Origin of the sequence: Methylobacterium sp. UNC378MF, assembly GCF_900103195.1 — a bacterium.
Lineage (GTDB): Bacteria > Pseudomonadota > Alphaproteobacteria > Rhizobiales > Beijerinckiaceae > Methylobacterium.
Genome location: NZ_FMWU01000006.1, coordinates 198,328 through 224,576, shown reverse-complemented (window position 1 = coordinate 224,576; position 26,249 = coordinate 198,328). Strand labels below are relative to the sequence as shown.

The 26,249-nt window shown below is 70.4% G+C and carries 24 protein-coding genes; 11 read left to right on the top strand and 13 right to left on the bottom strand.

The genetic code is table 11. From position 1 onward, the window contains the following. Nucleotides 1-54: 54 nt before the first annotated feature. Entirely contained in the window at nucleotides 55-594 is a 540-nt protein-coding gene (locus BLT59_RS08640; RefSeq protein ID WP_091778502.1) for a regulatory protein RecX, read from the bottom strand. Nucleotides 595-818: 224 nt separating this feature from the next. Here BLT59_RS08640 and BLT59_RS08635 point away from each other — a divergent pair, with 224 nt between their 5' ends. The 3 genes from BLT59_RS08635 (at nucleotide 819) to grpE (ending at nucleotide 5,800) form a co-directional block, all read left to right on the top strand. Further along, on the top strand, nucleotides 819-2,237 hold the full coding sequence (locus BLT59_RS08635; RefSeq protein WP_091778500.1) for a TAXI family TRAP transporter solute-binding subunit: 1,419 nt from the start codon (nucleotides 819-821) through the stop codon (nucleotides 2,235-2,237). Nucleotides 2,238-2,288: 51 nt separating this feature from the next. Further along, nucleotides 2,289-5,081 carry a [protein-PII] uridylyltransferase gene (locus tag BLT59_RS08630; protein WP_091778498.1) on the top strand — a complete coding sequence of 931 codons (2,793 nt, stop codon included), beginning with the start codon at nucleotides 2,289-2,291 and terminating at the stop codon, nucleotides 5,079-5,081. Between the two features lie 104 nt (nucleotides 5,082-5,185). After that, on the top strand, nucleotides 5,186-5,800 hold the full coding sequence (grpE, locus tag BLT59_RS08625; RefSeq protein ID WP_091778554.1) for a nucleotide exchange factor GrpE: 615 nt from the start codon (nucleotides 5,186-5,188) through the stop codon (nucleotides 5,798-5,800). A gap of 18 nt (nucleotides 5,801-5,818) precedes the next feature. Here grpE and BLT59_RS08620 read toward each other — a convergent pair whose 3' ends face one another. The 3 genes from BLT59_RS08620 to BLT59_RS32115 form a co-directional block, all read right to left on the bottom strand. Continuing rightward, on the bottom strand, nucleotides 5,819-6,196 hold the full coding sequence (locus BLT59_RS08620; protein ID WP_091778496.1) for a phospholipase A2 family protein: 378 nt from the start codon (nucleotides 6,194-6,196) through the stop codon (nucleotides 5,819-5,821). 179 nt (nucleotides 6,197-6,375) lie between these two features. After that, nucleotides 6,376-7,113, bottom strand: coding sequence for an outer membrane protein (locus BLT59_RS08615; protein ID WP_091778494.1), 738 nt, complete (start codon nucleotides 7,111-7,113; stop codon nucleotides 6,376-6,378). A 37-nt stretch (nucleotides 7,114-7,150) separates the two neighbouring features. Continuing rightward, entirely contained in the window at nucleotides 7,151-7,279 is a 129-nt protein-coding gene (locus BLT59_RS32115; protein WP_280141039.1) for a hypothetical protein, read from the bottom strand. A 477-nt stretch (nucleotides 7,280-7,756) separates the two neighbouring features. Here BLT59_RS32115 and BLT59_RS08605 point away from each other — a divergent pair, with 477 nt between their 5' ends. After that, nucleotides 7,757-8,602: a DUF6502 family protein gene (locus BLT59_RS08605; RefSeq protein ID WP_091778492.1), complete on the top strand. Its 846-nt coding sequence runs from the start codon at nucleotides 7,757-7,759 to the stop codon at nucleotides 8,600-8,602. 11 nt (nucleotides 8,603-8,613) lie between these two features. After that, complete coding sequence (locus tag BLT59_RS31215; protein WP_091778490.1) at nucleotides 8,614-9,948, top strand: DUF5666 domain-containing protein; 1,335 nt, start codon at nucleotides 8,614-8,616, stop codon at nucleotides 9,946-9,948. 37 nt (nucleotides 9,949-9,985) lie between these two features. On the opposite strand, the gene ada is transcribed toward BLT59_RS31215, so the two are convergent. Further along, the gene (gene ada, locus BLT59_RS08595; RefSeq protein ID WP_175543973.1) at nucleotides 9,986-11,050 is read right to left on the bottom strand and encodes a bifunctional DNA-binding transcriptional regulator/O6-methylguanine-DNA methyltransferase Ada; all 1,065 of its coding nucleotides are present in this window, start codon (nucleotides 11,048-11,050) and stop codon (nucleotides 9,986-9,988) included. A 181-nt stretch (nucleotides 11,051-11,231) separates the two neighbouring features. Here ada and BLT59_RS08590 point away from each other — a divergent pair, with 181 nt between their 5' ends. Then, on the top strand, nucleotides 11,232-12,218 hold the full coding sequence (locus BLT59_RS08590) for an alginate O-acetyltransferase AlgX-related protein (RefSeq protein WP_091778486.1): 987 nt from the start codon (nucleotides 11,232-11,234) through the stop codon (nucleotides 12,216-12,218). A 223-nt stretch (nucleotides 12,219-12,441) separates the two neighbouring features. On the opposite strand, the gene BLT59_RS08585 is transcribed toward BLT59_RS08590, so the two are convergent. Continuing rightward, nucleotides 12,442-13,188 (bottom strand): YebC/PmpR family DNA-binding transcriptional regulator, encoded by a 747-nt coding sequence (locus tag BLT59_RS08585; protein ID WP_091778484.1) that lies wholly within the window; start codon nucleotides 13,186-13,188, stop codon nucleotides 12,442-12,444. Between the two features lie 228 nt (nucleotides 13,189-13,416). Here BLT59_RS08585 and BLT59_RS08580 point away from each other — a divergent pair, with 228 nt between their 5' ends. After that, on the top strand, nucleotides 13,417-14,463 hold the full coding sequence (locus BLT59_RS08580; protein WP_091778482.1) for an SDR family oxidoreductase: 1,047 nt from the start codon (nucleotides 13,417-13,419) through the stop codon (nucleotides 14,461-14,463). Nucleotides 14,464-14,758: 295 nt separating this feature from the next. Here the strand turns inward: BLT59_RS08580 and BLT59_RS08575 are convergent, their stop codons facing one another. The 4 genes from BLT59_RS08575 to BLT59_RS08560 are packed head-to-tail and all read right to left on the bottom strand — an operon-like array spanning nucleotide 14,759 to nucleotide 18,197. Beyond that, a complete protein-coding gene (locus BLT59_RS08575; protein ID WP_091778480.1) occupies nucleotides 14,759-15,556 on the bottom strand; it encodes an HAD-IA family hydrolase in 798 nt (265 codons plus the stop codon). Further along, the gene (gene rpe, locus BLT59_RS08570) at nucleotides 15,550-16,236 is read right to left on the bottom strand and encodes a ribulose-phosphate 3-epimerase (protein WP_091778478.1); all 687 of its coding nucleotides are present in this window, start codon (nucleotides 16,234-16,236) and stop codon (nucleotides 15,550-15,552) included. The genes BLT59_RS08575 and rpe overlap by 7 nt, the downstream gene beginning before the upstream one ends. A 20-nt stretch (nucleotides 16,237-16,256) precedes the next feature. Beyond that, complete coding sequence (locus tag BLT59_RS08565) at nucleotides 16,257-17,117, bottom strand: phosphoribulokinase (protein WP_091778476.1); 861 nt, start codon at nucleotides 17,115-17,117, stop codon at nucleotides 16,257-16,259. A 24-nt stretch (nucleotides 17,118-17,141) separates the two neighbouring features. Next, nucleotides 17,142-18,197, bottom strand: coding sequence for a class 1 fructose-bisphosphatase (locus tag BLT59_RS08560; RefSeq protein WP_091778474.1), 1,056 nt, complete (start codon nucleotides 18,195-18,197; stop codon nucleotides 17,142-17,144). Between the two features lie 194 nt (nucleotides 18,198-18,391). Here BLT59_RS08560 and BLT59_RS08555 point away from each other — a divergent pair, with 194 nt between their 5' ends. Continuing rightward, complete coding sequence (locus BLT59_RS08555; RefSeq protein WP_091778472.1) at nucleotides 18,392-19,339, top strand: LysR family transcriptional regulator; 948 nt, start codon at nucleotides 18,392-18,394, stop codon at nucleotides 19,337-19,339. Next, nucleotides 19,336-20,577, top strand: a complete 1,242-nt coding sequence (locus tag BLT59_RS08550; RefSeq protein ID WP_091778470.1) for an NAD(P)/FAD-dependent oxidoreductase — start codon at nucleotides 19,336-19,338, stop codon at nucleotides 20,575-20,577. Before BLT59_RS08555 ends, BLT59_RS08550 begins: the two co-directional genes overlap by 4 nt. Nucleotides 20,578-20,579: 2 nt before the next feature. Here the strand turns inward: BLT59_RS08550 and BLT59_RS08545 are convergent, their stop codons facing one another. From BLT59_RS08545 to BLT59_RS08535, 3 genes are all read right to left on the bottom strand, one after another. Beyond that, a complete protein-coding gene (locus BLT59_RS08545; RefSeq protein ID WP_175543969.1) occupies nucleotides 20,580-21,821 on the bottom strand; it encodes an MFS transporter in 1,242 nt (413 codons plus the stop codon). A gap of 82 nt (nucleotides 21,822-21,903) precedes the next feature. Further along, entirely contained in the window at nucleotides 21,904-22,809 is a 906-nt protein-coding gene (locus BLT59_RS08540; protein WP_091778468.1) for an amino acid ABC transporter substrate-binding protein, read from the bottom strand. Nucleotides 22,810-22,922: 113 nt separating this feature from the next. Beyond that, nucleotides 22,923-23,558, bottom strand: a complete 636-nt coding sequence (locus BLT59_RS08535) for a glutathione S-transferase family protein (protein ID WP_091778466.1) — start codon at nucleotides 23,556-23,558, stop codon at nucleotides 22,923-22,925. Nucleotides 23,559-23,752: 194 nt separating this feature from the next. Between BLT59_RS08535 and BLT59_RS08530 the strand changes: the two genes are divergently transcribed. Together BLT59_RS08530 and BLT59_RS08525 are read left to right on the top strand one after the other, a co-directional pair. Next, nucleotides 23,753-24,133, top strand: coding sequence for a response regulator (locus tag BLT59_RS08530; RefSeq protein ID WP_091778464.1), 381 nt, complete (start codon nucleotides 23,753-23,755; stop codon nucleotides 24,131-24,133). A 57-nt stretch (nucleotides 24,134-24,190) separates the two neighbouring features. After that, the gene (locus tag BLT59_RS08525; RefSeq protein WP_091778551.1) at nucleotides 24,191-26,164 is read left to right on the top strand and encodes an AI-2E family transporter; all 1,974 of its coding nucleotides are present in this window, start codon (nucleotides 24,191-24,193) and stop codon (nucleotides 26,162-26,164) included. The last annotated feature ends 85 nt before the right edge of the window (nucleotides 26,165-26,249 follow it).

Below are 26,249 nucleotides of genomic sequence, written 5' to 3'. Positions count from 1 at the left end.
GTCGAAGGTGCAAGGCCGCTCTGCCCTTCGCCCCGGGCCGCGATGCCGCACCCGTCATGCCGGCGGGTCGGGTTCCCCGTCTGGCTCCACGTCGACCACGCGGCGCGCGAGGGCGTAGGGGAAACCCGCCCGTGCCAGCGCCGCGAGGTCGCGCTCGCGGTAGGCGTCCCGCTGGTCCGGCCGGCGATGCGGCCCGAGGCGCCGCCGCTTGGCATAGGCCTGTGCGGCCTGCTCCTCGATCGCCTCCGCCTCCCCGTCGGCCGTGGCCTCGCGCTCGGCCAGCATCGCGGCTTCGACCACATCGCGCGGCACGCCCTTGGCGGCGAGTTTGGCCGAGACGCCGCGGCTCGACGTGCCGCGGCGGCGCAGGGTGGCGAGCCGGGTATCGGCGAAGCGCGCATCGTCCACGAGGCCGGCCGACACCGCCCGCGCCACCGTCGCGGTGACGAGATCCGTGAAACGATCCGGATCCTCGCCCCGAGCGCGGGCCCGCTTCTGGACGCGGCGCGCCAGGGTCCGGCGCAGCATCTCGGTCGAGGCGCTGTAGCGTTCCAGATAATGAAGCGCGGCGCGCTCGAGCCAGGCCGGGCTCACCGGCCCGGGCGGCTTGATCGCCCGGTCGCGACGTTCTGGCGCGGATCCTGCAACGATTGGAGGTTTCACCGGTTCTTCACGATCTCGACAGGTTTGCGTTCCATGACTCGGCGATGGAACGTGCGCAACGCGACAGGCTCGGCCATGGCCCGAACCACCGTTCTCCGTCCGGCAATCCGCAGGCTCGAAGCCGGCGGAGGCTGCATGTCGCGGCGGCTGTCCTGATGCGCCGCGAATGGCTCCTGGTCCTCGTGGCCCTGGGGCTGGCCGCGGTCGCGGCCGCGATCGTCTACCTCTCACGCCCGAACACCCTGACGGTGGCAGTCGGCCCGCAGGACGGGCCCGAGGCCGCGCTGATCGAAGCCTATGCCAGCGCCCTCGACCGGGCGCGCGAGGATGTTCGCCTCAAGGTCGTGCGCTACGGCGACGTCCGCGACAGCGCCCTGGCGCTCCAGCGGAACAAGGCCGACCTCGCCGTCGTGCGACCGGACGTGTTCCTGCCCGAGAACGGTCTGACCCTGGCGATCCTGCACGACGAGGCGCTGGTCATCGCGGCGCCCGAGGCGGCCGATATCGACGACGTCCCCGCCCTGGCACGCAAGCGGCTCGGCATCGTCGTCCGGCACAGCGCCGACCTGCCGTTCCTCACGAACCTGCTCTCCTTCTACGACCTTGTGCCGGATAGCGCCGGCGAGGATGCGCCGGAGGCCGACCGGGCCGCCGAGGCGGAGCCGGGCCATGTCGTGGTGGTGCCGCTGAAGGTCGGCGATGTCACGGCCGCGCTCACCGAGAAGCGGGTCGACGCGGTCGCGGTGATCGCCAGTCCCGCCTCCAAATCCGCGGCCGCGGTGGTCCGCGCCGTCGAGCTGGGCTCGCCGGAGCGCAAGATCGGCTTCGTCTCGATCCCGGACGGCGACGCGATCCTGCAGCGCTTTCCCGAACTGCAATCGGTGACCATTCCGGCCGGCACCTTCGGCGGTCGCCCGAAGCGCCCCGACGAGGAGGTCAAGACTGTCGGCGCCTCGTACCGCCTGATGGCGCGGGGCACGGTCAGCCGCGTCGCGGTCGCCTCGGCGACGCAGCACCTGTTCGAGTGGCGCTCGCGGCTCGCCTCGGCGGCGCCGGTGGCCAAGCTGATGAAGGCGCCGGACTTCGACACGACGGTGGCGGCGACCTCGGCGCGCCTGCCGAACCATCCCGGCGCAGTCGATTATTTCGAGCGCGAGCAGCAGACCTTCCTCGATCGCTACGAGGATTACATCTACCTGTTCGCCTTCTTCGGCGGCACGATCGGCTCCGGCTTGGCCTGGCTGGGCCAGCGCCTTGCCCGCAAGCGCCGGGAGCGCGTCGACTTCGTCCTCGACCGGCTGCTCGACATCATGCGCGAGGTGCGCGCGGCGACCAGCACGACCGAACTGGACGCGATCGCGATCGAGACCGACGGCCTCGTGGCCGACGTGGTCTGCTATGCCCGCGAGCGCAGCATCGATGCCCGCACGGTCAGCGCGCTGATTCTGGCGGTGGACGGCGTCCACGCGGCCATCGCGGATGCCAGGCGGCAGGCGAACGACGTCGAACCCCGCACGGCGACCCGCAACCGCACGGCGCGGCTCCTGGCGCTCGACCTGCCGGCCGCGGAATAGCGACGGGTGCCGCATGGCTGGCGGCGTAGGGATATCATGCTAACGGGAGCCATGTTCGATCCCGTCGCCGCCCTCGATACGGTCCTGGAGAATCTCGACCGCGAAGCTCGCGAGCCTACCAAGCTCCGGGCCGCACTGGTGCCGCAGCTGCGCCGGGTGATCGAGGAAGGCCATCGCGCCGCGGAGGCGCAGCTCCTCGAAGACCGCAACGGGCTGCGCTGCGCACAGACCCTGTCGAACCTCACCGACGCGGTGGTCCGGGCGATCCACGATGCCGTGGTCTGGCGGCTCTATCCCAATGACAACCCGTCGACCGGCGAGCAGCTCGCGGTGGTCGCCACCGGCGGCTACGGCCGGGGCACGATGGCGCCGGGCTCGGACATCGATCTGCTGTTCCTGCTCCCCTACAAGCAGACCGCGTGGTCGGAGAGCGTCGTCGAGGGGATGCTCTACGTCCTGTGGGACCTGAAGCTGAAGGTCGGCCACGCCACGCGCTCGGTCGAGGAATGCCTGCGCGAGGCGCGGGCCGACATGACGATCCGCACGGCCCTGCTGGAGGCGCGCTACCTGTTCGGCACCCGCATCCTCTACGAGGAGCTGGTGACGCGCTTCGATGCCGAGCTGGTGGTCGGCTCCGCCGCCGAGTTCGTGGAGGCGAAGCTGCGCGAGCGCGACCTGCGCGTCTCGAAGGCCGGGTCCTCGCGCTACCTCGTCGAGCCGAACGTCAAGGACGGCAAGGGCGGCCTGCGCGACCTGAACACGCTGTTCTGGATCGCCAAATATACCTACCGGGTGCGTGATCAGGCCGAACTCGTCAGCGCCGGCCTGTTCACCCCGGAGGAGTACGCGCTGTTCGAGCGCTGCGAGGAGTTCCTGTGGCGGGTGCGCTGCCACATGCACTTCGTGACGAAGCGGGCGGAGGAGCGCCTCTCCTTCGGCCTGCAGCCGCGGATCGCCGAGCGCTTCGGCTACGAGGCCCGCGGCGGCCTCTCCGGCGTCGAGCGCTTCATGAAGGCCTATTTCCGGTTCGCCAAGGATGTCGGCGACCTCACCGCCATCGTCTGCGCGGAGCTGGAGGCGCGGCACGCCAAGCGCACCCCGGTGCTCGACCGCTGGATCGGCCGGTTCCGCGACCGGTTCCGGGCGACCGCCATGGAGGCGGAGGATTTCTGGATCGACCACGGCCGGGTGAACCTGCGCGCCGAGGACGCGTTCGAGCGCGACCCGGTCAACCTGATCCGGCTGTTCTGGCTCGCCGACCGGCACAACCTCGCGATCCATCCGGACGCCAAGCGGCTGGCCAGCCGGTCCCTGCGCCTCGTCAACCCGACGCTGCGCGTGGATCCGGAGGCGAATCGCCTGTTCCTCGAGATCCTCACCTCGCGCAACGCGCCGGAGGAGGCGCTGCGCGAGATGAACGAGGCCGGCGTGCTCGGCCGGTTCATCCCGGATTTCGGCCGCATCGTCGCGATGATGCAGTTCAACATGTACCACCACTTCACGGTGGACGAGCACCTGCTGCGCACGGTCGGCGTGCTGGCCGATATCGAATCCGGCCGGGCGCAGGAGACCTACCCGCTGGTCTCGCGGCTCGTGCACACGATCCACAACCGCACGGCGCTCTACGTGGCGATCCTGCTGCACGACATCGCCAAGGGTCGGCCGGAGGATCACTCGATCGCCGGCGCCGCCATCGCCGAGAAGCTCTGCCCGCGCTTCGGCCTGAACCAGGCCGAGACCGAGACCGTCCGCTGGCTCGTGGAACACCACCTGCTGATGTCGATGACCGCGCAGAGCCGCGACCTCTCGGATGGCAAGACGATCGAGCGTTTCGCCGCGAGCGTGCAGAGCCTGGAGCGGCTGAAGCTCCTGACCATCCTGACGGTGGCCGACATCACCGCCGTCGGCCCCGGGGTCTGGACCGCCTGGAAGGGTACGCTGGTCCGGACCCTGTACGACGAGACCGAGGTCTACCTGTCGGGCGGCCATTCCGAGATCGCCCGGACCGACCGGGTGCGCCTCGTGCAGATGGGCCTGCGGGAGCAGCTGCCCGGCTGGGGCGCAGAGGAGTTCGACGCCTACGCGGCCCGGCACAGCCAGGCCTACTGGCTCAAGGTCGACGGCACGCGCCAGCTCAAGAACGCGATCTTCCTGCGCGACGTCGTGCGCGACGGGCGGACCAGCGCCACCGACGTGGCGCTCGACCCCGTCCGCGGCGTGACCGAAATCACTGTCTACTCGCCCGACCATCCCCGCCTGCTCGCCATCGTCACCGGCGCCTGCGCGGCGGCCGGCAGCAACATCGTCGACGCGCAGATCTTCACCACGACCGACGGGTTCGCCCTCGACACCATCTTCATCTCCCGCGCCTTCGAGCGGGACGAGGACGAGCTGCGCCGGACCAAGCGCATCACCGCGGCGATCGAGCGGGCGCTGAAAGGCGAGATCCGCATCGCCGACCTCGTCGCCGACAAGCACCCGCCGACGAGCACCCGCGCCAAGACCTTCCCGGTGCCGCCGGACGTCATCATCGACAACGCTCTGTCGAGCCGCGAGACCGTGGTGGAGATCACCGGTCTCGACCGGCCGGGCCTGCTCTACGAATTGACCACCGCCTTCAGCCGGCTGTCGCTCAACATCACGTCGGCGCATGTGGCGACCTTCGGCGAACGGGCCGTGGACGTCTTCTACGTGACCGACCTCACCGGCACGCGGGTGACGCAGCCCGACCGGCAGGCCGCGATCCGCAGCACCGTGATGGATGTGTTCGCGCACGACGTCGCCACGCTCAAGGCCGAGGGTCTGGAGGCGCTGGTGGCGGCGCCGCCGCCGCGCGAGGCGTGAGCGTACGGGTTGATTTCGCGGCCCCTTGGCCAGATATCAGCGCCGATTCCGATCATACCCCACCCCATCCCGCCCACGACTGAAACGTGATGACGAGCAACGACATGACCCAGGATGACCAGCGCCAGACCACGGTCGAAGCCGGTGCCGGCGCGGCCCAGGATCCCGCGCCCGCGGGTCAGGGCACCGGGTCGGCCTCCGTCGATCCGGTCGCGGAGGCCCTGGCCCTGCTCACGGCCGAGCGCGATGAGCTCAAGGACCGGACGCTGCGCACCCTCGCCGAGATGGAGAACCTGCGCCGCCGGACGGAGCGCGAGGTCGCCGACGCGCGCGCCTACGCGGTGACCAATTTCGCGCGGGACGTGCTCAACGTCGCCGACAACATCCGTCGTGCCCTCGACAGCGTCCCGGCCGACGCCAAGGCCACGGCCGACGGCGCCCTGAAGGGCCTGATCGACGGGATCGAGCTCACCGAGCGCGACCTCGCCAAGACCCTCGAGCGCCACGGCGTGAAGATCGTCGAGCCCCAGGGCCAGAAGTTCGACCCGAATCGCCATCAGGCGATGTTCGAGGTGCCGAACGCGGAGGTTCCCGCGGGCACCGTCGTGCAGGTCGTGCAGGCGGGCTACGTCATCGGCGAGCGCGTCCTGCGCCCGGCCCTCGTGGGGGTCGCCAAGGGCGGCCCGAAGCCGGCCGCCAACCCGGCCGACGCCGCCTGATCGAACGCGCGGCGCAGCCTACTGACAGGGCAGCGCCGCGGCGAAATCCGAGATGAACTGCGCCGTCTGGCGGGTCTGGTCCGATGCGCGCGGATCGTGGGCGACCATCCCCGCCTCGACCCGGAGGCGGCCGTTGCAGGCGCAGGTCGGCAACAGGCCCGAGTCCGGCTCCGGCGAGCAGGCATCGTGATGCGCGCAGGCGCGGTCCAGCGCGTCGATGGGCGGGTATCCGGGGCCGCGATTGCCGGGACCGCAGAAATTTCCGTAAATCAGGATGGCGCCGCGCCCGGTCGGCCCGGGCGGGACGATCTCCTGGGCCCGCACCGGAACGGCACAGGCCGCGAGCCCGAAGGCGAGCAAGGCGGTCGGGAGGGAGGTCGGGCTGGGTATGCGCACGGCCGATCCTGTCGGAGAGAAACCCTGATCCCGCGTGGCGGCATCCGCGCGGTATTCGGCCTCTGCGACTCTCACCGGCCGTAAGCAGGTTCGCGCGGCCGACAGATTCGCGAAGCCGAACGCCCCGCATTGCGACCCAGCCTGCCCACTCCGTCAAGCTATCTATTCATGAGTATTGTTCAAAATCGGTAATTCAAACCGGCGCGAACCAGCGCGAAACCGGAATCCTGTTTGCCGGCACCATAATAGGCCGGAACACTGGCATTGTAGTAGGTAGAGGCGACCGATCCGCGGCCCAGATGGAGGTAGAGGGCCTCCACCTTCGCGGAGAGCTTCTCGGTGAGCGCGTACTCGACGCCGCCGCCGGCCGCGTAACCGGTCCGGTCGGTGGACGGCAGGGTGTAGGGGTAGGATCCCGCATAGGCCGAACGCGAGCCGCCGCCATAGGCGAGGCCGCCGGTGCCGTAGACGAGGACGCGGTCGAACGCGTAGCCGAGTCGCGCGCGGACCGTCCCGAAATAGTCGAGGGCCGGCCGGACGCTGTAATACGGCGCGGTGCCGAGATAGGTGGCATCCGCCTTGGCAAAGGCCGTACCTTGGATGTCGGTCTCCAAGCCGACCACGACGCCGGCGCCCGGTGTGACCTGATAATTGTAGCCGATCTGGCCGCCGCCGGCGAAGCCGCCGGACCGGCCGCCGCCCGTCACGGCACCGTAGGTCGGGTCGGTGAACCCGCCGCTCGCGGTGGGGAACGCATATCCGGCATTCACGCCGGCATAGAAGCCGGTCCAGGTGAAGACCGGTAGCGGCGGGAGCGGCGGCGGCGGCGCGCGGCGGGGCAGATCCGCCGCCTCGGCGGCGAGCGCGAAGCAGCCGGCCGCGGCACCCGCGAGGGCTGCGTGGAACGATCGCGTCATGGATGTCTCTTTGTGGAGGGCGGCGAAGCCGCGAGGATCAGAGGGCCAGGAGGAGCAGGCCGACGACGGTCACGGCCAGGATCAGGCAGAGCGCGAGGTCGAGGACGGCCGCTCCGCCGCAGGTCGGAGCCGGACGCCGGCTGCCGAAATCGGACAGGACCATCATGACCGCATGTCCCGGCTGGCGGCCATCCGCGCCGCTGTCCGCAGGGTTCGAAGGGCACGCCTGGGCGCGGCGGTACCTGTGGGTACCGCCGCCCCGCCAGAGGGGTTGGCGGGAGCGGCGGCCTGCGTCGTCTTCGGTGCGAGGGCGCGGTGGACCGTGTCCGCACCAGCGACTCCGAGGACGGGCAGCGTGAGCGCGGCGATGACGCCGATCAGGCGCCGGAGCCGCGGAAGAGAGACAGCCCGCTGCGGACGGTGTTCGCGGGCGGTGGTCGTCGTCAAAGGCGGCAGGGTCGCCGTTATCAGAGGGCGTGCTCGGACATTCATGACCCCTGCTCCTCACTTCGCGTGGGAAATTTGACCACGCATCTGGTCTACGTGTGCAAAAATCCCACGTCAACACGGAAAGCGCGCTTCGGTGTGTGCCGTCGCACGCGGTGGGATTGTATCCCACGGCACAAGGCGCCACGATGAGGCCATGTCCGAAACTGCCGATACCCCACGGGAGGGCGCCAGCCTGCACGCGCCTCTGGCGCGGCTGCTGCGCCCGCTCGTCCGCCTGCTCGTGGCACGCGGCATCACGTTTCCCGCGCTTACGGACCTTCTGCGCGAGCTCTACGTGAACGTCGCCGAGTACGATTTCGCCCTGACCGGCAAGGAGCAGACGGATAGCCGCGTCTCCCTGCTCACCGGCATCCACCGCAAGGAGGTCCGGCGCCTGCGCGGCGCGGGTGCCCCTGTCAGCGCCGTCCCGGCCGTCGTCTCGCGCACCAGCCGGATCATCGCCCGCTGGATCGCCGACCCGGCCTTCACCGATCCGCAGGGCCAGCCCCTGAAGCTGCCGCGCACCGCGGAGGGCAGCGCGCCCTCGTTCGAATCCCTGGTCGCGGGCGTGACCCGGGATCTGCGGCCCCGCGCCGTCCTCGACGAGTGGCTCGACCGCGGGCTGGCCTTCACCGACCCACAGGACCGGATCGTGCTGGCGGAGGCCGCCTACGTGCCCCGCGGCGACGGTGCCGAGGGGCCGCAGCTCTACTATTTCGGCCGCAACCTGCACGACCACATCGCGGCCGCCGTCGCCAATATCGTCGGCGATGCGCCGCGCTTCCTGGAGCGGGCGGTCCATTACGATGGGCTGTCGAAGGACCTCGCGACCAAGCTCGAGGCACGCGCCCGCGAGATCGCCATGGAGGCCCTGCAGCAGGCCAACCGGGAAGCGCACGCCGCCTGCCAGACTGATCCCGGCGGCACGCATCGCTGGAATTTCGGCCTCTACATCTACACGGAAGCGGCGCCACCGGCGCAGCCCGCGGACGAGCGGTGAGAGGCCAGCCCGTGCGCGCCTTGCCCAACCGCCGGTTCGTCCTGCGCCTGCTCGCGGGGGCCGCGACCCTGCTGCCGAGCGCCGTCCGCTCGCAGGACGCGCCGCGCGATCAGGGCATCGGCGGCACCGGCATGATGCGGACCGACGACCCCCGCGACGGGTCACTCGGCGAGGGCGACCGCGGCATCGGCGGGACCGGCGTGATCGGCACGATCCGCCGCTTCGGCTCGATCATCGTCAACGACCTGCGCATCGCCTACCCGCCAGAGGTGGAGGTGCGCATCGACGGCGCCCCCGCGAAGGCCGCCGACCTCAAGATCGGTCAGGTGGTCCACGTGGTCGCGCGGCCCGAGGGGGCCGGCCTCGCCACGCGGCGGATCGACGTGACCAGCGAGGTGGTCGGGCCCGTGGAATCCGTCGCGCCGGGTCGGCTGGTGGTGCTCGGGCAGCGGGTCTCGACCGCGGGTCTCGAGGGCGTCTGGAAGCCGGGGGTGCGGGTCGCGGTGAGCGGGCTGCGCCGGCCGGACGGCGTGATCGTGGCCAGCCTGATCGAGCCGCGGGAGGCCGGGCCGGACCGCGTCGCCGGACCGGTGCGGCGCGGTGCGGACGGGCCGAGGATCGGCGGCCTGCGTCTCACGGGAGCGGATGCCCTGCCAGCGGGCAAACGCGCCCTGGTGACGGGCTCGGCGGCGAACGACGTCCTCACCGTGACCAACGCCGCGAAGGTGGGCCTGCCGTTCCCGCCGGGCCTGAAGCAGGTCTCGATCGAGGCCTATATCGGCCGGACCGGCTCCGGATTCGATGTCGGCGCGGGCTACGCCGTGGCGGGTCGTGCGGGCGCGCAGGTTCCACGCGCCGGGAGCGTGCGGGCGGTGCTGACCGCGGCGATCGCGCGGGACGGCGACCTCACGGTGGAGCGGCTGCGCATCGAGAAGCGCATCGCGCCCGACGCACCGCAACCGGATCCCCCACGGTTCGAGCGGGAGCGCGATCGGCTGGACCTGCGCAACCTGCCCGACGAGCTGCCCGGCCGGTTCGGTCCCGAGCCCGGCGGCCGGCAGGGCGGCCCGGGCGGCATCGGGGCGCCGCGTAGTCCGGCGATCGACACCCGCCCCGGAGGCGCGGTCGTTCCCGGCACGGAAGCGCCGGGCGGATTCGGCGCACCCCGCGGCGGCTTCGGCGGTGCCCCGCCGACTGGGCCCGGGGCATTCCCGGTCGGACCCGGGGGCTTCGGCGGTCCGAGCGGCGGCCCTGGCCCGGGCCCGGGCGGTCCCGGTGGCGGCGGCTTCGGCGGAGGTGGCTTGGGCGGAGGTGGCTTGGGCGGCCCGGGCGGAGGACGGCGCTAGACGGACCACCGTCCGCGCGAGCGCGCGCTGGCGGGCCTCAGCCCTCGGTCTCCCGGTCGAGCAGCGCCCGCTTGCGCGCGACGCCCCAGCGATAGCCCGACAGGGCGCCGTCTGATCGTACGACCCGGTGGCACGGGATCGCCACCGCGACCGGATTCGCCCCGCAGGCCTGGGCGACCGCACGGGTCGCCGTCGGCAGGCCGATGGCGCGGGCGATCTCCGCGTAGGTCGCCGTCGATCCGACCGGGATCTTCCGCAGCGCTTCCCAGACCCGCTGCTGGAAGGCCGTGCCGCGGATGTCGAGCGGCAGAGAGAGGCCGCTCCCGGGCGCCTCCACGAGACCGATGACTTGCGCCATCCAGCCCTCGAAGGCCGGGTCGCCCCCCTCGATGGCCGCGGCGGGAAAGCGATCCTCGAGATCGCGCAAGAGCGGCTCGGGCGCGTCCCCGAGCAGGATCGCGCAGACGCCCGCATCGGTGGCGGCGACCAGGATCGCACCCAGGGTGCAGGCACCGATGCCGAACCGGATGCGCAGGCCTGCGCCGCCCGTCCGGTAGGCGGCGGGCGCCATGCCGAGACGGGGCGCACCACCCGCGTAGAAGCGGCTCGCCGCGCCGTAGCCGGCCTCGTAGAGCACCTCGGTCACCGAAGCGGCGCCGGGCAGCCGCCGCGCCACCAGCGCGGCGCGATGGGCGGCCGCGTAGGCCTTGGGCGTCACGCCGGTGGCGGCCTTGAACAGCCGGTGGAAATGGTAGGCGCTCAGGCCGGCGGCGCCGGCGAGTTCGGCGAGGGACGGCATCGTCTCGGCGGCCTCGATCAGGCGGCAGGCGCGGGCGATCGCCGCGGCCCGCCGCTCGGCGAGGGCGGGTTCGTCCGGACGGCAGCGCCGGCACGGCCGGAAGCCCGCCGCCTCCGCCTCGGCGCAGGTCCGGTGAAAGCTGACATTCTCGGGCCGGGCCGCCCGCGAGGCGCAGCTCGGGCGGCAATACACCCCGGTGGTGCGGACCGCGTACACGAAGGTGCCGTCCGCCCGCGCGTCGCGGGCGGCGAGGGCCGCCCAGCGCTCGGTATCGCCGGCCTCTGTCCTGGTTCCGGTACTCATGGCGGCGGCACTATGCGGCTTGGCGTGAGCGTTGAGGAGGGGCATGACGGGGCCTGCCGGGCGGTGGATGACGCGTGCAGCACTCTGTCCGTCCGCCGCCGCACCGGCATCCCGCTCCTTGCTGCCGAATCCGTCATCCTCGGCGTCGGCCGGCGCGGGCGACCCGCCTCACGAGTGCGCCATGATTTCGAGCACGCCCGACCACATCCATGTCGGCCAGGACGGATGGCTGTTCCTGAAGACCGGGACCAATGACGTGCTCGGCCAGTACGAGCGGCCGGAGGAGACGACGGAGCTGATCTGGCAGTGGCGCAGCCTCGTGTCGACGCGGGAGCGGCGCCTGCGCGCCCAGGGTATCCTGTACCGCCACGTCGTCGCCCCGGAGAAGCTGATGATCTACGATCACCGGCTCGACGGGCTCACCATCCGGCCGAGCGCGTCGCCGGCCTACCGGCTCCTCCACAGCGAGCCCATGCCGGGCCGCCTCCTCGGTCCGATCGGGCTGTACGCGGCCTGGCGCCGCCGGAAACGCTGGCGGCAGACCTGCATCGACCTGGTGACGCCGATGCGGGCGCAGCGCGACACGGCCGACCTCTATTGCCGGACCGACACGCATTGGTCCTCCGACGGCTGCTTCCTGGCCTACGCGGAGATCTGCCGGGCGCTGGGCGCCGCGCCGCGGCAGGATCTGCGCGAACGGCCGTCCTACGAGACCGACCATGACGGCGATCTGGGGAGCGCCTTCGATCCGCCCCGGCGGGCGCGCTCCCGCACCGTCCTGATGCAGCAGGACGCGGTGCGGACCTATGGCAGCCCGATCGTCGAGGCCCGGGAGAGGGCCGGCCTGCTGCACACGCTGCATGTCGGCGCGCACGTGGTCTACGGCAACGCCAAGGCCAACGACCCGCGCCGCCTGGTGCTGTTCGGCGATTCGTTCGCGCACGTCATGCCGTACATGCTGACGATCATGCTGGCGGAAACCTTCCGCGAGGTGCACTTCATCTGGAGCACCTCGCTCGACTGGGCCTATATCGAGCGCGTCCAGCCCGACATCGTCCTGACCGAGGTGGCCGAGCGCTTCATGGTGCAGCTGCCCGACGACACCTTCTCGGTGGAGCGCTACGCGCAGGAGCGGTTCGGCGCCGAACTCGCGGCCGCCGGCGCCTGAGATTTCCGGATCACTCGGCGGCTGGCCCGGCAGGCCGGGACCGCGCAGCGGGTCCCGTGATCCAGAGCCTCACCGGATGCCCGAACCGGCTCTGTCCGAGGTTCAGGATTCCGGGCTCGCCCGCGGCGTCCCGGAACGACGGGGCGGCTGTCGCGCGGGATGACACACCCGGAGATTGCGCGCGTGCATCCGTCGGCGTGAGCCGCGCCTGTGAGGCCGCCTCTTACGCCTGCAGCTTGGCGACAAGTGCATCCGACAGGGCGAAATTCACGTAGACATGCTGGACGTCGTCCTGGTCCTCGATCACCTCGACGAGCCGGATGAGCTTCTCACCGGTCTCGTCATCGACGTCGATCGTGTTCTGCGCCTTCCAGATCAGCCCGGTGCGGCTCGGCTCGCCGAAGCGCCCCTCGAGGGCCTTGGCGACCTCGCCATACGAATCCTGGGCGCAGACGACCTCGTGCCCGTCCTCGCCGGAGCTGACATCGTCGGCGCCGGCCTCAATGGCAGCCTCCAGCATCGTGTCGGCATCGGCCACGGAGGCGGGATAGGCGATCACGCCGACGCGGTCGAACATGAACGCCACGGCCCCGGTCTCGGCGAGGCTCCCGCCCGACTTGGTGAAGGCCGAGCGCACGTCCGAGGCGGTACGGTTGCGGTTGTCGGTCTGCGCCTCGACGATCAGCGCGGCGCCGCCGGGGCCGTAGCCCTCGTAGCGGATGTCCTCGTAGTTCTCGCCGTCGGCGCCGGCGGCCTTCTTGATGGCGCGCTCGATATTGTCCTTGGGCATATTCTCGGCGCGGGCCGCCAGAATAGCCGCCCGCAGGCGCGGATTCATCGCCGGATCGGGCGTGCCGAGCTTGGCCGCCACGGTGATCTCGCGAGCGAGCTTGCCGAACACCTTCGAGCGGACCGCGTCCACCCGGCCCTTCCGGTGCATGATGTTCTTGAACTGCGAATGGCCTGCCATGACGGTTCAGACTTTTGTTCGTTGGCGCGGGCGGGCGTCCGGGACCCCGCCGTCGCGGCTGTGAGGTCGCGCCGTATATAGGCCGCCGTCTTCCGACGAAGCAACGCAGCCGCCGCCAATCTGCGAGCGCTGGCGGGCATGGCGGCGCCGGCCTCCCAATCTCGTGAGCGCGGAAAGAACGGCGGCCTCGGGCGTTGGCGCTGGTCTTCACGCGCAGCTGGAAGCCTGATGTCGAGCCGCAACGGACGCAGTACGGTCATGATCACGGGCGCGAGCGCCGGCGTCGGCCGCGCCGTAGCGCATGAATTCGCCCGACATGGCTGGAATGTCGGGCTGATCGCCCGGGGCGAGGCTGGGCTGAGGGGCACGATCCGCGACGTCGAGCAGGTCGGTGGCCGGGCGCTGGCCTTCGCAATCGACGTCGCCGACGCGGACGCCGTCGCGCAGGCTGCCGATGACCTGGCCGAGACGTTCGGCCGCATAGATGTCTGGGTCAACAACGCGATGGTGACGATCTACGCCCCCGTGCAGGAGACGAGCCCGGAGGAGTTCCGCCGCGCCACCGAGGTAACCTATCTCGGTCAGGTGCACGGGACGCTCGCCGCCCTGAGGCATATGGTGCCGCGCGACCAGGGCACCGTCGTGCATATCGGCTCAGCGCTCGCCTACCGCTCGATCCCGCTCCAAGCCAGCTACTGCGCCGCCAAGGCCGCAGTGCGCGGCTTCGTCGATTCCCTGCGCAGCGAGTTGATTCACGATGGCAGCCGGGTGCGGCTGACGATGGTGCAGCTGCCGGCTGTGAACACCCCTCAGTTCGACTGGGCGCGCTCGCGGCTGCCGCGCAAGCTCGAGCCGGTTCCGCCGATCTACCAGCCGGAGGCGATCGCCCGGCACGTCTTCCGGGCGGCCCACGGCGCGCCGCGGGAATTGTGGATCGGCGCCTCGGCTTGGAAGGCGATCATCGGAAACATGCTGATCCCGGGCTGGATCGACGGCTACCTCGCCCGGCATGGCTATCGCGGGGAGATGACCGACGTGAAGGCGCAGAAGAACCGCCCCAACAACCTCTACGACCCGGTGGACACCGATCCCGGGGCGCACGGCCGGTTCGACGCCCGCGCGACCGGCCACGTTGCGGCGGCCGACCCGCGCTGGCTCAAGTTCGGGATCGTGGCGGCGGTCGGCATCGTTGCCGGCACGATGCTGTTCGCCACCGAGGCGCAGGGGCGGGCGGCGGGGCGCCAGGACCGCCGGCTCGACCGTGCGCGGCGCTGACCGGCTGGGACGGGCGGCGTCGGTCGGAGTCCATGCGTCGCGCGGTGGCGCGGCCTTCGAGACCGGGCGCGCCCCTCACGCCGAGCGGACGGTGGCGAGGACGCGCCGGACCTCGTCGGACAGTTGGTCGGCCTGACGGGACAGGTCCGAGGCGGAGACGAGGACCCGGTCGCGGAGGCGCGTGCCCGGTCGATCGCGGTATCGATGACTGCGACTGCCGCATCGGCGATGGCCGTCAGGCCGATGACGGCCTTGGCATATCATTCCGCGACGGCGATCGAAGAAGGGCGCCCCGTCAGGAGCGCGTCGAGGGCGGCCCGACGCATGTCGGCGAGTTGCCCGGCTCTTCCAGGGCGTCGTGCCACCGGAGAAGACCGGCGAGATCCACGATCCCGCCCGGCCATTCCAGACCGGCGAGGTGCCGATGCGGCCGCCCCGGCTCGCCGAGGTCCGAGACCGCAGAGAAGGCACCGTCGAGGCGATGGCTATCGGTGTAGCGGCTCCGGGTTGCCAGGACCGGCAGGCCGGCGGCCCGGGCGGAGCTAATGCCGGCGGCAGAATCCTCGAAGGCCACAGCCTCCGAGGCCGCGACGTTCAGGCCGGCGAGGGCCAGGAGGAACACGTCGGGGGCGGGCTTCTTGCGGTTCGCCTCGTCGCCCGCCGCGATTACATCGAAGGGGGCGGCATCCGGCGGGAAATTGGCAGCCAGGAGCCGGTCCACGTTCGGTCGGCTGGTTGTGGTGGCCACCGCGATGCGGAGCCCGGCCGCCCGGGCCTCAGCGATCAGCCGGGCGACCCCGGGGCGCAAGGGCAGACCGCTTTCCGCAACCTGCGCCCCGTATGCGGCGGTTTTGCGTGCGTGGATTTCCGGGGCCAGCGCATGGAGCGCGTTGGCCTCGTACGGATGTTGCGTGTCGATGTAGTGGGCGAGCCGCTCCTTGCCGCCCATCACGGTGAGCAAGTTGGCGTAGAGCGCCTCGTCCCAGTGCCAGGGCAGGCCGAGTTCCGCGAAGGCGCGGTTGAACGCCTGCCGGTGCAGATCCTCCGTCTCGGCGAGGGTCCCGTCGACGTCGAAGATCAGCGCCCTCAGCACGACAGGTCGCGACCGGAGGCGCCCTCCGCGCCTTCACGAATCGCCGCGATGCGCTCTGCGTAGGCGTCCGGGCCGCCGCTGAACACGGCATTGCCGGCCACGAAGGTGTCGGCACCGGCGCGGCTCGCAGCCTTCACGGTTTCAGGGTCGATCCCCCCATCCACCTGGATGCGGATGTCCCGACCCGCAACCATGGCGCGCACCCGCGCCACCGATTCCATCGCATTCTTGATGAAGCTCTGGCCGCCGAAGCCGGGATTGACCGTCATGATCAGCACGAGATCCACGAGGTCGAGCAACGGCTCGACCATGACGGCCGGCGTGCCCGGGTTGATCGCCACGCCGGCGCGCTTGCCGAGGTCGCGGATGGTCTGGAGCGAGCGGTGGATATGCGGCCCGGCCTCGGCATGGACCGTGATCCCATCGGCCCCCGCCTGCGCGAAGGCCGCCAGGTACGGATCGGCCGGCGCGATCATCAGGTGCACGTCGAAGTACTTCTGCGTGTGCGGGCGCAGGGCTTTCACGACGGGGGGCCCGAAGGTGATGTTGGGCACGAAATGGCCGTCCATGACGTCGAGATGGATCCAGTCGGCCCCGGCCGCATCGACGGCGCGGGTCTCCTCGGCGAGCTTCGAGAAGTCGGCGGACAGGATCGACGGGGCGATGACGGGTGCGAGCATGGGAGGCTTTCGGGATTGGCTCAGGCCAGTCGGCGGCGGCGCTCGACGAGCTGCATGATCATCGGCGTCAGGATCAGCTGCATGGCGAGATCCAGCTTTCCGCCCGGGATCACGATGGAATTGGCCCGGCTCATGAAACTGTCATGGATCATGGAGACGAGGTACGAGAAATCGATCCCCTTCGGGTCCTTGAAGCGGATCACCACCATCGATTCGTCGGCGGTGGGTATCCAGCGGGCGATGAACGGATTCGAGGTGTCGACCGTCGGCACCCGTTGGAAGTTGATGTCGGTGAACGAGAATTGCGGGCAGATGGTCTGCACGTAGTCAGGCATGCGCCGCAGGATCACGTCGGTCACCGCCTCGGTGGAGTAGCCGCGAAACGAGCGGTCCCGGTGCAGCTTCTGGATCCATTCGAGGTTGATCACCGGCACGACGCCGATCTTCAGGTCGGCGTAACGGGCGATGTCGACATCCTGATCGGCCACGCAGCCGTGCAGGCCCTCATAGAACAGGAGGTCGGAATCGGACGGGAACGCCTCCCAGTCCGAGAAGCTTCCCTCAGGGATGCCGTAGGCCTGGGCGTCGTGCTGGTCATGAGCGTAGTGGCGGGTGCGGCCGGCCCCGGTCTCGGCATAGCTGCGGAATACCGCCTCCAGTTCGGGCAGGAGGTTGGCGCGCGGTGCGAAGTGGGACAACGTCGGCTCGTTCGCCATCATCGCCCGCATCGTGTCGCGGTCGAAGGCGTGGAAGCCATCACCCTCGATGAAGACCGCCCGCACGTCCTCGCGGCGGAAGATCTGCTCGAAGGTGTTGCGCACCGACGTGGTGCCGGCCCCGGAGGAGCCGGTCACCGAGATGATGGGGTGCCGCGCCGACATTCCGTCCGGACTTCGCGTTGCGCCTCAGGACCGCATCAGGCCGCGCTGGCCGAAAAGCGGCGAGCGGCCGGCATCGGGCTTCCCGCCCGCATAGTAGGTCGCGACACAAGCCACCTCCTCGGTCGAGCCGCAGACCAGCGGTGCCCGCTCGTGGATGCCGGTGGCCACGAGGTCGAGGATCCGCGTCTCACCGTCGGTGGCGGTCCCGCCCGCCTGCTCAACCAGCATGGCCACGGGCGCGACCTCGTAGAGCAGCCGCAGGCGGCCACGGGCGTAGTTCTTCCGGGCATCGCCCGGGTAGAGGAACACACCGCCGCGGGTCAGCACGCGCTGGATGTCGGCCACCAGGGAGGCCAGCCAGCGCATGTTGTAGTCCTTGTCGCGCGGGCCCTCGGTGCCGCGCTGGCAATCCTCGATATAGGCCTTCACAGGGGCGTCCCAGTGCCGGGCATTCGAGGCGTTGATGGCAAATTCCTTGGTCGAGGCCGGCACAGACATGGCCTGACTCGTCAGCTTGAACCGACCCTCGGCGCGGTCGAGCACGTAGGATTGGGTGCCCTCCCCGAGCGTCAGGATCAGCGCAGTGGCCGGGCCGTACGTCACGAAGCCCGCGGCGATCTGCGCCGAGCCGGGCGTCGTGAACGAGGCGAGCGGATTCGCCGGATCCTTGATCGACGGCCGGATCCCGAAGATCATGCCCACGGCCATGTTCACGCCGATGTTGGAGGAGCCGTCGAGCGGGTCGATGGCGACCGCAAGCGGCGCGTCCGGGTTCAGCCGCATCACCTCTTCGGCTTCCTCGGAGGCGACCTCGGCGACCGGAGCGCTCCGCAGGGCTGCGGTCACGCTCTCGTGAGCGATGACATCGAGGGCCTTCTGGACGTCACCGTCGCTGTTGTGCTCGCCCGCGGCCGCGAGGTCGCCGCCGAGCGCACCGCGCCCGATCCGTTCGCTGATCTCCACAGCCGAGCGCGCCACGGCCGCGATCACCGCGGCGGCATCCTTCAGGGCCGGGCTGGCGTCCACGGCCTGCGCCAGGCAGGCCTCGAGGGGGGTCCCGATCGCCGCTGAAATTGCCATCGGCCTACTCCTCCTACTCGGATCCCGCCCGCCGGGATCGCGCGGTGCGCGCCGGCTCTGTAGCGGCCGCTTGGCTGCCAGGATAGCGGTCTCTGTCTCCGGATCGACAGGAACCCGCGGCCGGGCCTTCAAGATTTCTGTGCGATCTTGTGCCATAGGACGAAAAAAACGAGACCTCCGCCGAGAAATCCGCCATGCGCAACCTCTCCCTCAAGCAGCTCCAGGCGGTCGCTGCGGTGGCCCGCCTCGGCACCATGACCCGGGCGGCGCAGGAACTGAACGTCACCTCGGCGGCCCTCTACGCGCGGATCCGTCAGCTGGAGGAGGAGGCCGGGCTGCTACTGTTCGACCGGACGCCCGGCGGCCTTAAGCCGACCGACGCCGGACGCGAGATGCTCTGGGCGATCGACAGCATTAACACCGTGCTCGAGACCTGCACCGACCGCCTGCGCACCCTGCGCGGCGCTGAGGGCGGGCGCGTGGCGCTGGGCGTCGTCTCGACCGCGAAATATTTCGCGCCGCAGGTGATCGCGGGCTTCGTCAAGAAGCACCCAGGCGTCGAGATCAGCCTTTCGGTGCGCAACCGCGGCCAGACCGTGGAGGCGCTCCGCGGCTACGAGATCGATTTCGCGCTGATGGGCCGCCCGCCCCGGGATTTTCCCATCGAGGCCGCAACCTTCGGTCCGCACCCGATCGTACTGATCGCCCCGCCGACCCATCCTCTGGCGGGCAAGACCGGGCTGAACCGCGAGGATCTCGCCGATCAGCCGTTCTTCCTGCGGGAAGAGGGCTCGGGCACCCGCATGGTGTTCGAGGAGTTCATGAGCGGGGTGCTGGTGAAGCGGGCACCGCTCGACATCGATACCGGCTCGAACGAGACCATCAAGCAGGCGGTGATGGCCGGGCTCGGCATCGCGCTTCTCTCGGTGCATTCGGTGGCGGCCGAGTTGGAAACCGGCCGCCTCGTCCTCCTCAACGTCAAGGGTCTGCCGATCCGGCGCGACTGGTACGCGGTCCGGCGCGCCGACAAAGTGCTGGGTCCGGCCGCCTCCGCGGTCTGGTCCTACCTGATGTCGGAGGGCGCCCGCAGCCTGCCGGGAGTCGCGCAGAGCGGTCTGGCACTCGCGGGAGCCAAGGCGTGAGCGCGGCGGGCATCGTCGTCGCGGGCGCAGGCCAGGCGGGCTTTCAGCTCGCCGCCTCCCTGCGCGAGGGCGGCTTCAAGGACCCGATCACCCTCGTCGGTGACGAGACCGTCCTGCCGTACCAGCGTCCGCCTCTGTCGAAGGCCTATCTCGCCGGCAAGACCGACCAAGAAGGCCTGTTCCTGCGCCCGCACGGCTTCTTCGCCGAGCATGCCATCACGCACCGGCCGGGGCTCCGCGCCGTCGCGATCGATCGGGCGGCGCGCCGCCTGCAGCTCTCGGACGGCGCAAGTCTTCCCTACGACCACCTCGTGCTCGCCACCGGCGCCCGCAATCGGCCGCTGCCCGTCTCGGGCGCCGATCTGGAGGGCGTGCGCCAGCTGCGCGGCCTCGCGGATGCCCACGCGCTGAGGGCGGACATCGAAGCGGCTCGCACAGTCGTGGTAGTGGGCGCGGGATTCATCGGGCTCGAATTTGCCGCCGTCGCGGCCGCGCGCGGACTCGCGGTGACGGTGATCGAGGCAGCCGAGCGTCCGATGGCGCGGGCCGTCTCGGCCGAGATGGGGGACTTCTTCCGTGGCGCCCAGGAGGCCCTGGGCGTCCGCTTCGCGTTCGGGGCGGGCGTGACGGCGATCCTCGGGCGCGACGGCCAGGCCGCCGGCGTCGCCCTGGCGGATGGCCGGGAACTCGCCGCCGATCTCGTCCTGGTCGGGATCGGCGTGCTGCCGAACCGAGAGCTCGCCGCGGAGGCGGGTCTGCCGGCCGAGGGCGGCGTGGAGGTCGACGCGTTCCTGTCCACGCCGGACGCCGCCATTTCGGCGATCGGCGATTGTGCCCGCTTCCCCACCCCGTTCGCCCACGGGTTGACGCCGGACGGAACGGTGCGGATCGAATCCGTGCAGAACGCCATCGACCAGGGGCGCTGCCTCGCGGCTCGGCTCACCGGCAAGCCCGCTGCCTACGGCGCCCTACCGTGGTTCTGGAGCGATCAGGGTCCGCACAAGCTGCAGATCGCCGGATTGTCGGGACCCGGTGATGCCAGCGTGATCCGCGGCTCCGGCGACGCCTTCTCGGTCTTCCGCTTCCGCGAGGGGTGCCTATGCGCGGTGGAATCCGTCGATCGGGCAGGCGACCACATGATCGCCCGGCGCCTGCTGACCGCCGGGACACCGCTCACGCCCGATCAGGCGGCCGATCCGGGCTTCGACCTCAAGGCGCTGGCCCTGCAGCGGCCCTGACCTCAGCCCGGGAACGCGACCGGCGCCGGCTTCTGCCGCAGGGCGATGGCGGTGCCGATCCCGAGCGCCAGGATGGTGACGGCGCATCCCAGAAGCGCCCCGAGCTGGCCGAGCCGGAGCAGCGCCTGCCCGATCACCGCGACGCCGAGCGCCTGCCCACAGAAGAACGAGAAGGCGTGGAGCGCCACCGCGGAGGCGCGGGCCGTCGGCGCGACCTCGGTCACCTGGGTCTGATAGGTGTTGTGCAGCATGTAGAATCCGAGACCCATGGCGGTGAGCGCCGCGCAATCGACCTGCCAGGAGCCGGCGAGCCCGACCACGGTGAGCGAGGCGCCGCAGATCAGGCCGCCGCCGATCAGCATCCGCGGCAGGCCGAGCAGCCGCACCAGCAGCCCGACAAGCGCCGAGTAGGCCAGGCCGCCGACCGCGAACCCCGCCAGAACGAGTCCGGCCTCGCGCGGTCCGCCCTCCCCGCGGGCCTCGATCAGCGGGGCGAGATGCGGGAACACGCCGAAGATCGCGATGGCTTCGATGAACACTGCCGAGAACAGCACCCGCGCCCGCGGGTTTCGCAGGATCGTCCGGTAGCGCGTCACCGCCACGCCGAAGGCCGGGCGGCGGGCGGCGGGGCGGCCGGTCCGGTCGAAGCCGAACACGGTCGCCGCGCAGGCGAAGGCCGCCACGGCCGCGGTGACCGCGAAGACGCCGCGCCAGCCGATCGCTGCCTCGATCAGACCCGCGAAGGTCGAGCCCGAGAGCTGGCCGAGGATCACCGCCACCAAGAATCGCCCGATCGCCACTTGGCGGCTCTCCATCGGGACGCGGTCGCCCAGCAGCGCCAGCGAGAGAGGGATGCAGCCGCCGGCTGCCGCGCCTGCCAGCATGCGCAGGCCGAACAGGCTGCCGATATCCGGCGCGACGCTACACAGGGTCAGCGCGACGGCGAGCACCGCGAGGCAGGTGCTCATCACCCGCTCCTTGCCGAGCGCATCACCGATCGGGCCGAGCACCGGCTGGATGAAAGCGTAGGGCAGTGCGAAGGCGGTAGAGAGGAGCGCCACCGTGTGCGCATCGCTCGCTAGATCCCGGGCGAGCACGCCGACAAGGGGCTCGACCGAGCGCAGTGCGAAGGTGCTGCCGAAGCCCGCGCAGGCCAGCACGACGATCAGGCGCGGAATCGACGTGGTCGGCGCCGCGGAAAGCGTCGCCGCGGGTGTGAGGGCCGGCTCTGTGCTGTCGGTCATGGGGACGCTTCGCGACGCGGTCTAAACCAGACTCGCGGCATCGCATCTCCCCAGCCGGAGCGGAACCCCGCGGCGCGACAGATCAGTGTGCGTAGAACGCCGGATCCGAATTGTCGGTCGGATGCGCGAATGTCCAGCGTAGAGCCGAGGACAGCGGCACGTTGTAGGTCAGGCCGCGCGGCGGTACAGGCTTCAGGAACCAGCGATCGTAGAGCGTCACGATCTCGGGGCTCCGGTAGAGTTCGGCGGTCGCCCGGTCTACCACCGCCTTGAAGGCCGCATCGTCCCGACGCAGCATGATCCCGTAGGGCTCCGGGTTCGACATCGTCTCCTGACTGACGACGTAGGCGGCCGGGTCCTTGGATTGGGCGGCCACGACGCTGAGCTGCACATCGTCCATCACGAACGCCGCAGCGCGGCCGGTCTCGACGAGCAGGAAGCCCTCCGGAACGTCCTTGGCGGCGACCACCGTGATGCCGAGCCTGCGCTCGTTGTTGGCCTTGATCAGCATCAGGATGTTGGTCGAACCGGCCACCGAGGAGACCATCTTGCCGCGCAGATCGTCCAGGCTGGAGATGTGCTGATCCTTCCGCGAAACGAAGCGGGTCGCCGTCAGGAAGTGGGTGTTGGTGAAGTCCACCTGCTTCTTGCGGTCGGCGTTGTTGGTCGTCGTGCCACATTCGAGGTCGACGGTCCCGTTGGTGATGAGCGGGATCCGCGACGAGGAATTGACGAACTCCATCGCAACGTCGAGCCCGGGCCTCTTGAGCTCGCGCTTCACGGCGTCGGCGATCTTCAGGCAGATGTCGACCGCGAAGTCTACGACCTTCTGGTTCTGATCCAGGTAGCTGAATGGGGGCGCAGTGTCGCGCACGCCGAGGACCAGCCTGTTGCTGTCCTGGATCTTCTTGAGGGTTCCGGTGAGTTCGGCGGCCCCGGCGGGCGCGCCGAGAAGGAGCGCGGCGAGAAAAGGAGCGATCAGGCGCATGGGCTGACGGGTTCCGGGCGCGCGATGGAGCCGTCCGGCGCGACCGGCCGGCGGCGGGACGCCGGCCGCGCGTGCTGGCTCCCGGATCGAGCCCAGCAAGAGTCCGGCCGGACTCAGCCCGATGCGGCCGCCTGGTGTGCTTCCGCGAGCTGTGCGTCCTCAGCCGCCACCTTCCGGGAGGCCGGACGGGACCGGATGCGCTCCACATAGGCTGTCAGGACAGGCGTGGGCTCGACGAGGCCGAAGCCCGTCGTCCAGCCAAGGGCGCCGCCCCACAGGATGTCGGCGGCGCTGAAGCGCGCGCCGAGCAGATACGGCCCTGGCGTCAGCGCTTCGGTTACACGGGCGATGACGCTGTCGTAATCGGCGTAGGCCGATAAGGCGCGCGGTCCCGGCTCCCGCTTCAGGTGCCGGTCGATCACCGCTGGCTCAAAGCAGGAGCCATAGAACACCATCCAGCGCAGGTAGGCGGCCCTGGCAGGCTCAGTCAGCGCCGGTGCAAGCCCGGCCTCGGGGAACAGGTCGGCAAGGTAGAGGTAGACGGCCGCCTGTTCGGTCACCAGGGCGTCGCCGTGGCGGATCGCCGGCACCTTTGCCATCGGGTTGATCGCGCGATAGGCGTCCTGGAGGTGCTCGCCGGCGCGCATGTTGAGCGCGTGCAGCCGGTAGGGGACGCCGAGTTCCTCGAGCAGCACGCGCACACCCGACGATCGGGTATTGGGCGAATGATAGAACTCAATGTCAGCCATTTTTGCAGCCCTGCCGCGTTCGAGGATTGTCGTTTCCGGCGCGCACACGCTCTTACCGGCCGAAGGTCCGGTCAACCGCGAACCGTGCGCCACTTCTCCCGGGACCGGAATCGCGGCAGGAGCGTTGGGCGATTGTGCGTTGCCGCGCGTTGGGCTTCCGTCCGGCACGCCGCAAGCCGGGGGTTCGAATTCTGATGGCGAAGATTCTGCTGGTCGAGGACCATGAAGAGATTTGGGACTTCCTCTCGCGCCGCCTCAAGCGACGCGGCTACGAGGTAATCCTGGCTCATGACGGAGAGGCCGGCGTCCACCAGGCCCGATCGGGTCAGCCCGACGTCATCCTCCTCGATATGAATCTGCCGATCCTCGACGGCTGGTCGGTCGCCCGGACGCTGAAATCGGGCTCCGACACGAGGGCGATCCCGATCATTGCGCTCACCGCCCACGCCATGTCGGGCGACCGCGACAAGGCGATCCAGGCGGGCTGCGACGATTATCATCCGAAGCCCGTCGATTTCTCGAAGCTGCTCAGCCAGATCAGCGCGGCCCTGGGCGAGACCGCACAGGCGATCTGACCCAACTGCGGACGCGCCAAACGCGGCCCCGAGACCTGATGTGAGTGGAGCGTGTCCGTGAGCGAGGATCCCGTCACTGCCCAGCGCCTGCGGCAGGGCCTGCCGGTCTTCGTGGCGTTGGCCTCGATCCTGCTCGTCGTCGCCACGATGGCGGCGCTTTATCTCGGGCGCGAGATCCTCGTGCCGGTGACGCTCGCGATCCTCTTGAGCTTCGTGCTGGTACCGGCGGTCCGGATGCTCCGGCGGCTGCGCGTGCCGCGCGCGCCGGCGGTGCTCCTCGTGGTGGTGATCGTCTTCGGTGCCCTGTTCGGCATCGGCAGCCTGATTGCCAGCGAGGCGTCCCAGCTCGCATCCGACCTGCCGCGCTACACCCAGGTGATGCGGACCAAGATCAAGGACTTGCGCGGGGCGACGGCCGGGACCGGCACGCTGTCGCGGATCGTCGACATGGTGCAGGACCTCAGCGCCACGCTGCAGCCGCCGCCGGCGGCAGAGGTCCGCGGCGAGCCGGGATCGCGCACGCATCCCCTCACCGTCGAACTGACACCGGCCCGCGCCAGCGTCGTCGACACGCTTCAGACCGTCGTGGGCCCGATCCTGCACCCGCTCGCCACGACGGGCCTGATCCTGATCTTCACGATCTTCATCCTGCTCCAGCGCGAGGATCTGCGGAACCGGGCGATCCGGCTCGCCGGCGGCTCGGGCGACCTGCGCCGCACCACGGCGGCGATCGATGACGCCACAAGTCGGCTCAGCCGGTTCTTCCTGGCGCAGCTCGCCCTCAACATCGCCTTCGGCCTCGTTATCGGCCTCGGCCTCTGGGTGATCGGCGTCCCGAGCCCGACCCTGTTCGGCGTTCTCGCGGCGATTCTGCGGTTTGTGCCTTACATCGGTGCAGCGATCAGCGCGCTCCTGCCGCTGATCCTCGCCGCCGCCGTCGATCCCGGCTGGAGCATGGTGATCGCCACCGCGGCGCTGTTCCTGGTTGTGGAGCCGATCTGCGGCCACGTCATCGAGCCGCTGCTCTACGGTCATTCCACCGGCCTCTCGCCGGTCGCCGTCATCCTGGCGGCGACGATCTGGACGTTCCTGTGGGGGCCGATCGGCCTCGTTCTGGCCACGCCGCTCACCGTCTGCCTCGTGGTGCTCGGCCGGCACGTGGAACGCCTCTGGTATCTCGACGTGCTGCTGGGCGATCAGCCCGCCCTGTCGCCACCGGAAATCTTCTACCAGCGCATGCTGGCCGGCGATCCCGTCGAGGCGATCGACCAGGGCTGGCAATTCCTCAAGGAACGTGCCCTCGTCACGTACTACGACGAAGTCGCCCTCGCCGGTCTGTTGCTGGCACAGGAGGATCTATCGCGCGGCACCCTCGACCGGGAGCGGCAGGAGGAGGTCGGCGCGGCGATCCGCACGGTGGTGGACCGCCTCGGGACCGCGCCGGTCGCGCGGCGGTCGCGGCGCGGATCAGGCCGTGGCCCCGACACCGAGACCGCAGCGGCGCTGGCCGCCATCGGTCCCGACCGGCAGGTGGCCGGTATCGTCATCGAGCGCGAGGATCTCGCGCCCAACTGGCGCGGCGAGACGCCGGTCCTGTGCGTGTCGAGCCGCGGTCCTTTCGACGAGGCGGCGACGCTGATGCTGAGCCAGATCCTCGCGCGCCACGGGCTGTCCTCGCAGATCCTGTCCATGGCGGCGATCCGCGCCGGGGAGCGGCCCGAGAACCTGGAGGGTCTCGCGTTGATCTGCTTCTCTTATCTGGAGCCGGTGAGCCTGTCGCAGATCCGGTTCACCGTCCGGCAGGCCCGCGCCGCGGTGCCGGGGATCCGCATCCTGGTGGGCTTCTGGCGCGAGCGCGATCCGGCGACCCTGGAGCGGCTGCGCCGGGCGACATCGGCGGATTTCCTGGTCACGTCGCTGAACGAGGCTCTGTCGGCCGTGTTGGGCGCCTGTCGCGAATCCGCGCCGACCCGGCTCGTCCCGGCACCCGTGGGCATGCGCACCGACGCCGCACAGCCGGCCGCAGCATGAGGCGCCGACGCAGGACCGCTGGGGACACACCGTCGACATCCGCCGCCCGGCCGCTAATCTCGCTCACCCACTTCGTGATCGGCCA

What these genes read in the sequence shown, in the direction of transcription:
- BLT59_RS08615 (WP_091778494.1), bottom strand. Translation starts at nt 7,113, where the DNA reads ATGACGCGATCGTTCCACGCAGCCCTCGCGGGTGCCGCGGCCGGCTGC.
- BLT59_RS08545 (WP_175543969.1), bottom strand. Translation starts at nt 21,821, where the DNA reads ATGACCGACAGCACAGAGCCGGCCCTCACACCCGCGGCGACGCTTTCC.
- BLT59_RS08605 (WP_091778492.1), top strand. Translation starts at nt 7,757, where the DNA reads ATGTCCGAAACTGCCGATACCCCACGGGAGGGCGCCAGCCTGCACGCG.
- grpE (WP_091778554.1), top strand. Translation starts at nt 5,186, where the DNA reads ATGACCCAGGATGACCAGCGCCAGACCACGGTCGAAGCCGGTGCCGGC.
- rpe (WP_091778478.1), bottom strand. Translation starts at nt 16,236, where the DNA reads ATGCTCGCACCCGTCATCGCCCCGTCGATCCTGTCCGCCGACTTCTCG.
- BLT59_RS08590 (WP_091778486.1), top strand. Translation starts at nt 11,232, where the DNA reads ATGATTTCGAGCACGCCCGACCACATCCATGTCGGCCAGGACGGATGG.
- BLT59_RS08555 (WP_091778472.1), top strand. Translation starts at nt 18,392, where the DNA reads ATGCGCAACCTCTCCCTCAAGCAGCTCCAGGCGGTCGCTGCGGTGGCC.
- BLT59_RS32115 (WP_280141039.1), bottom strand. Translation starts at nt 7,279, where the DNA reads ATGATGGTCCTGTCCGATTTCGGCAGCCGGCGTCCGGCTCCGACCTGC.
- BLT59_RS08560 (WP_091778474.1), bottom strand. Translation starts at nt 18,197, where the DNA reads ATGGCAATTTCAGCGGCGATCGGGACCCCCCTCGAGGCCTGCCTGGCG.
- BLT59_RS08565 (WP_091778476.1), bottom strand. Translation starts at nt 17,117, where the DNA reads ATGTCGGCGCGGCACCCCATCATCTCGGTGACCGGCTCCTCCGGGGCC.
- BLT59_RS08630 (WP_091778498.1), top strand. Translation starts at nt 2,289, where the DNA reads ATGTTCGATCCCGTCGCCGCCCTCGATACGGTCCTGGAGAATCTCGAC.
- BLT59_RS08580 (WP_091778482.1), top strand. Translation starts at nt 13,417, where the DNA reads ATGTCGAGCCGCAACGGACGCAGTACGGTCATGATCACGGGCGCGAGC.
- BLT59_RS08540 (WP_091778468.1), bottom strand. Translation starts at nt 22,809, where the DNA reads ATGCGCCTGATCGCTCCTTTTCTCGCCGCGCTCCTTCTCGGCGCGCCC.
- BLT59_RS08530 (WP_091778464.1), top strand. Translation starts at nt 23,753, where the DNA reads ATGGCGAAGATTCTGCTGGTCGAGGACCATGAAGAGATTTGGGACTTC.
- BLT59_RS08585 (WP_091778484.1), bottom strand. Translation starts at nt 13,188, where the DNA reads ATGGCAGGCCATTCGCAGTTCAAGAACATCATGCACCGGAAGGGCCGG.
- ada (WP_175543973.1), bottom strand. Translation starts at nt 11,050, where the DNA reads ATGAGTACCGGAACCAGGACAGAGGCCGGCGATACCGAGCGCTGGGCG.
- BLT59_RS08635 (WP_091778500.1), top strand. Translation starts at nt 819, where the DNA reads ATGCGCCGCGAATGGCTCCTGGTCCTCGTGGCCCTGGGGCTGGCCGCG.
- BLT59_RS08535 (WP_091778466.1), bottom strand. Translation starts at nt 23,558, where the DNA reads ATGGCTGACATTGAGTTCTATCATTCGCCCAATACCCGATCGTCGGGT.